Annotated in this window: 3 protein-coding genes and 1 pseudogene; all 4 read left to right on the top strand. The window is 67.0% G+C overall.

The features are described 5' to 3' along the window. The first annotated feature begins 229 nt into the window (after window positions 1–229). A complete protein-coding gene (locus tag VIR09_RS12095) occupies window positions 230–1,159 on the top strand; it encodes a LysR family transcriptional regulator (protein WP_332013093.1) in 930 nt (309 codons plus the stop codon). A gap of 173 nt (window positions 1,160–1,332) precedes the next feature. Then, window positions 1,333–2,541 (top strand): CaiB/BaiF CoA-transferase family protein, encoded by a 1,209-nt coding sequence (locus VIR09_RS12090; protein ID WP_332013092.1) that lies wholly within the window; start codon window positions 1,333–1,335, stop codon window positions 2,539–2,541. A gap of 70 nt (window positions 2,542–2,611) precedes the next feature. After that, window positions 2,612–3,571, top strand: coding sequence for a tripartite tricarboxylate transporter substrate binding protein (locus tag VIR09_RS12085; RefSeq protein ID WP_332013091.1), 960 nt, complete (start codon window positions 2,612–2,614; stop codon window positions 3,569–3,571). A gap of 29 nt (window positions 3,572–3,600) precedes the next feature. Further along, window positions 3,601–4,107: pseudogene (locus VIR09_RS12080) on the top strand (hydroxymethylglutaryl-CoA lyase); the annotation flags it as partial.

The raw sequence follows: 4,107 nt of genomic DNA, 5'->3' as shown, positions 1-4,107 counted from the left end.
GGCTTGGCGGCTTTCGCCGTCTTCGCGGCAGGCGCGGCCGCGGCTGGGGCGGGCAGCGGCGCGTTGCAGCTGAAGCACAGGGTATTGGAGGCCGGATTCTGCCAGTTGCAGCGGGGGCATTGCATGGGCGGCGGTGGCGGCGCGAGAAAGCCGCATGAGCGTTGGGAGTGCGGATGTTACCGGGAAAACCCCGATCCCTGGGCGGGCGCAAAGCACGACACTTCCGGGCATGAAACCCGTCCAGCCCCCTGCGCCACATCTCCGCGATATCGATCCCGTCTCCTTGCGCCTGTTCCTGGCGGCGTTGGAAGAAGGCAGCTTGGCGCGCGCCGCCGCCCGCGAGAACATCGTGCCTTCCGCCGTCAGCAAGCGCATGTCGGAGATGGAGGACGCCTTCGGGGTGCCGCTGCTGGAACGCGGCGTCAAGGGCGTGCAGCCCACGCCGGCGGGCAATGCCCTGGCCACGCATGTGCGCATGGTGCTGCAAAGCATGGACCGCATGCGCCGCGAGATGGCGGGCTTTGCCACCGGTGTGCGCGGCAGCATCCGGCTGGCGGTCAGCGTGGCGGCCCTGTCCGGCGAACTGCCGGCGCAGATCCAGTCTTTCCGCCGCGCTTATCCCCAGATCGATATCTCCCTGGAAGAGGGCACCACCCAGGAGGTGTTCCGCGCGGTGCTGGACGGCCAAGCCGACGTGGCCGTGGGTTCCGACTTCGGCCATGATGGTTTGCAGGTCTTTGCTTGCGGCCGCTGCGACCTGGCGGCGGTGGTGCCTGGACAGCATTTGCTGGCTGATCGCGAGACGCTGGATTACGCCCAGCTCTTGCCTTTCGAGCAGATCGAGTTGAACCGCGACAACGGCATCAGCGCGGTGTTCCAACAAGCGGCGCAGGACACGGGCGTGGCGCGGCGCATCAGCGCGCGGGTCAGCTCGCATGAAACCATTTGCATGCTGGTGGCGCGCGGCATGGGGGTGGCCGTGGTGCCTATGTATCTCAAGGCGCGCCACGCCAATCTGGACATCCGCTTCATTCCGCTTTCCGGTGCATGGTCCAGCACTTCCTTGTGCATTGCCGTGCTGGGACTGGAGGCGTTGCCGCCTGCCGCCCGTGTGCTGCTGGCGCATCTGGGCGTGGCCGACGCAGGCACCGCCGCCTGATTCCCGCAGGGCTCAGGGCTTTCCCGGACGTTCCCAAACGAGAATGCCCCGGTGCTGAAAGACCGCTACCCGCTGGCCCGGCTTGCCGCTGATGATGCAGGGATAGGGGCGGCGGCATGCATAGGCTTGGCCCGCCGCCCGTTCTTCATCGCGTCAGGCGCAAGGATATGCAGATGGCTGCAACACCGGCTTCACTCTTCATGGACCACACCGAATTGCCGCTGCGCGGCATCAAGGTGCTGGAGCTTTCCCACATGATCATGGGCCCGGCGGCCGGACTGGCGCTGGCGGACCTGGGCGCTGAAGTCATCAAGGTGGAACCGATAGAAGGCGACCGCACGCGCCGGCTGAAGGGCTCGGGCAGCGGCTATTTTCCGGTCTTCAACCGCAACAAGCAGAGTCTGGCGATCGATCTGAAGACCAGTGAAGGGCAGGCCGTGGTGCGCCAGCTGGCCTTGCAGGCCGATATGGTGGTGGAGAATTTCCGCGACGGCAGCCTGGCTCAGTACGGGCTGGACTACGAGTCGCTGTCAGCAGAAAACCCCGGGTTGATCTACATCTCGCTCAAGGGCTTTCTGTCCGGCCCCTACAAACAGCGCACCGCGCTCGATGAAGTGGTGCAGATGATGGGTGGGCTGGCTTATATCAATGGGGGGGCGGATACGCCGCAGCGCGTCGCGGCCTCGGTCAACGACATCCTGGGCGGCACCTTCGGCGTGGTGGGCGCGCTGGCGGCGCTGCACGACCGCCATGCCACCGGGCGCGGCCGGCACGTGCGCTCCGGCCTGTTCGAGAACAACCTGCTGCTGGTCGCGCAGTTCATCGCCCAGTTCCAGCTGACGGGCGCGGCGCCCAAGCCCATGGGCGCGGAACGCCGGCCGCCCTGGGGCGTGTACGACGTGTTCGAGACCTCGGACGGACGGGTGTTCGTTGCCGTCGTCGGCGATGCGCAGTGGCGCAACTTCGCCCAGAAATTCCTGCCGCCCGAGTGGGCCGCGGATCCGCGCCTGGCTACCGCCGTCGACCGCGAGGCGGCGCGTCCCTGGCTGGTGCCGGGCGTGGGCGAGATTCTGAAGACCTGGAAGACCGACGAGCTTTGCGCGGCATTGGAAGCCGCTGGCCTGTCATATGGCCCGATACGCCAGCCGCACGACTTGCTGGACGACGCGCACCTGAATGCCGGAGGCGCGCTGCTGAAGACCAGGCTGCCGGATGGCGGGGAGATATCCGCGGCAGCGCTGCCCATCGAGTTCGATGGCTTGAAGGCCGGCAAGCGTTCCGATCCGCCGCGGCAGGGCGGCGATACGCAGGCCATCCTGCAGGGGCTGGGCTGGGATGCCGCGCGCATCGAGGCTCTGCGCACTGCCGGAGTCATTGCATGAAGGGGCTTTAACGCCCGCTATCGGTCGAGGCGGCGCAGACCGCCACGACTTCCATCAAAGAGGAGACAAGATGATCCGCAAACTGTTCGCGGTGGCCGCATTGGCCGCCGCCTGTGTCGCACACGCCCAGGACTACCCCAACAAGCCCATCCGCATCATCATCCCGTCCACGCCAGGCGGAGGCACCGACTACATCGGGCGCTTGATGAGCACCAAGCTGCATGAACTCAACGGCTGGTCCGTCATCCCCGAGAACAAGCCGGGCGCGGGCACGGCGCTGGGCTTGGCGGAGGCTGCGCGTTCGCCGGCCCAGGGCTATGACCTGGTGATCGGCCAGTCCGACAACGTCACCCTGATTCCGCTGCTGATGAAGGTGGCTTACGACCCGGTCAAGGACCTGGCGCCGGTGGCGCTGGTGGCCACCACGCCGATGGTGCTGCTGGTATCGGAGAACTCGCCGTACAAGACGCTGCCCGAAGTGATAGCTGCCGCCAAGAAAGATCCCAACTCGATCTCCTACGGCACCTCGGGCACGGGCGGCGGCGTGCACATCGCCATCGAAATGCTGCAGCATGCGGCCGGCTTCAAGATGCAGCACGTGCCGTACAAGGGCTCGGCGCCTGCGCTGGCGGACCTGATGGGCGGGCACCTGCAGTTCGCGGGTTCCTCGATCTCGTCGGCGGCCACGCTCATCAAGTCCGGCAAGGTGCGCGCGCTGGCGGTGACCTCGCCCAAGCGCAACCCGGCGCTGCCGGAAGTGCCGACAGTGGCGGAGCTGGGCTACAAGGATTTCAGCGTGGTGACCTATTACGGCGTGCTGGCTCCGGCCAAGACGCCGCCGGCCATCGTGTCGCGCCTGAACAGCGACTTCAACAAGCTGCTGGCGCGCAAGGACGTGCAGGAGGCGCTGGCGTCGCAAGGGTTGGAAACCGATCCGGTATCCACCGAGCAGTTCGCCGCGCTGATCCAATCGGACATCGGCAAGGCGCGCCAGACCATCGAGAGCGCGGGCATCGTGGTGCAGCAGTAGGCTTGGGCAAGAACAGGACAGGACAGCACATGAACCAGGAAATCAGGCTTTGCGAAGTGGGTCCGCGCGACGGGCTGCAAATGGCCAAGGGCATGATGTCCGCAGCCGACAAGCTGCGCTGGATCCGGCAACTGGCCGACGCCGGCCTGCGCGAGATCGAGGCGGGCAGCTTTGTTTCGCCGCGGCTGGTGCCGCAGATGGCCGACACCGGCGCCGTCCTGCCCGAAGTCCTGAAGATCGACGGCCTGACCGTGGTCGCGCTGGTATGCAATCTCAAGGGCGCCATCGCTGCCTACGAGGCCGGCGCGCACGCGCTGTCGTTTCCCGTTTCGGTCAGCGACACGCATAGCCGCGCCAACGTGGGCAAGGGCACCGACGCGCAGGTGGACGTGCTGGCGTCCATCGTCGATTGGGCGCGGGCGCAGCCGCGGCCCATGCGCATCGATGCGGCGGTCGCCACCGCCTTCGGTTGTTCACTTGAAGGCGTGGTGCCGGTGGGCCGGGTGGCGCAGGTGGCCGCCGCCGCCGCGCTGGCG

Source organism: Achromobacter sp., from assembly GCF_036567245.1.
Lineage (GTDB): Bacteria > Pseudomonadota > Gammaproteobacteria > Burkholderiales > Burkholderiaceae_B > Achromobacter.
This window is presented reverse-complemented; position numbering and strand designations above follow the sequence as displayed.

Excerpts from the sequence above, each read along its gene's own strand:
- VIR09_RS12085 (WP_332013091.1), top strand. The coding sequence starts at position 2,612 with ATGATCCGCAAACTGTTCGCGGTGGCCGCATTGGCCGCCGCCTGTGTC.
- VIR09_RS12095 (WP_332013093.1), top strand. The coding sequence starts at position 230 with ATGAAACCCGTCCAGCCCCCTGCGCCACATCTCCGCGATATCGATCCC.
- VIR09_RS12090 (WP_332013092.1), top strand. The coding sequence starts at position 1,333 with ATGGCTGCAACACCGGCTTCACTCTTCATGGACCACACCGAATTGCCG.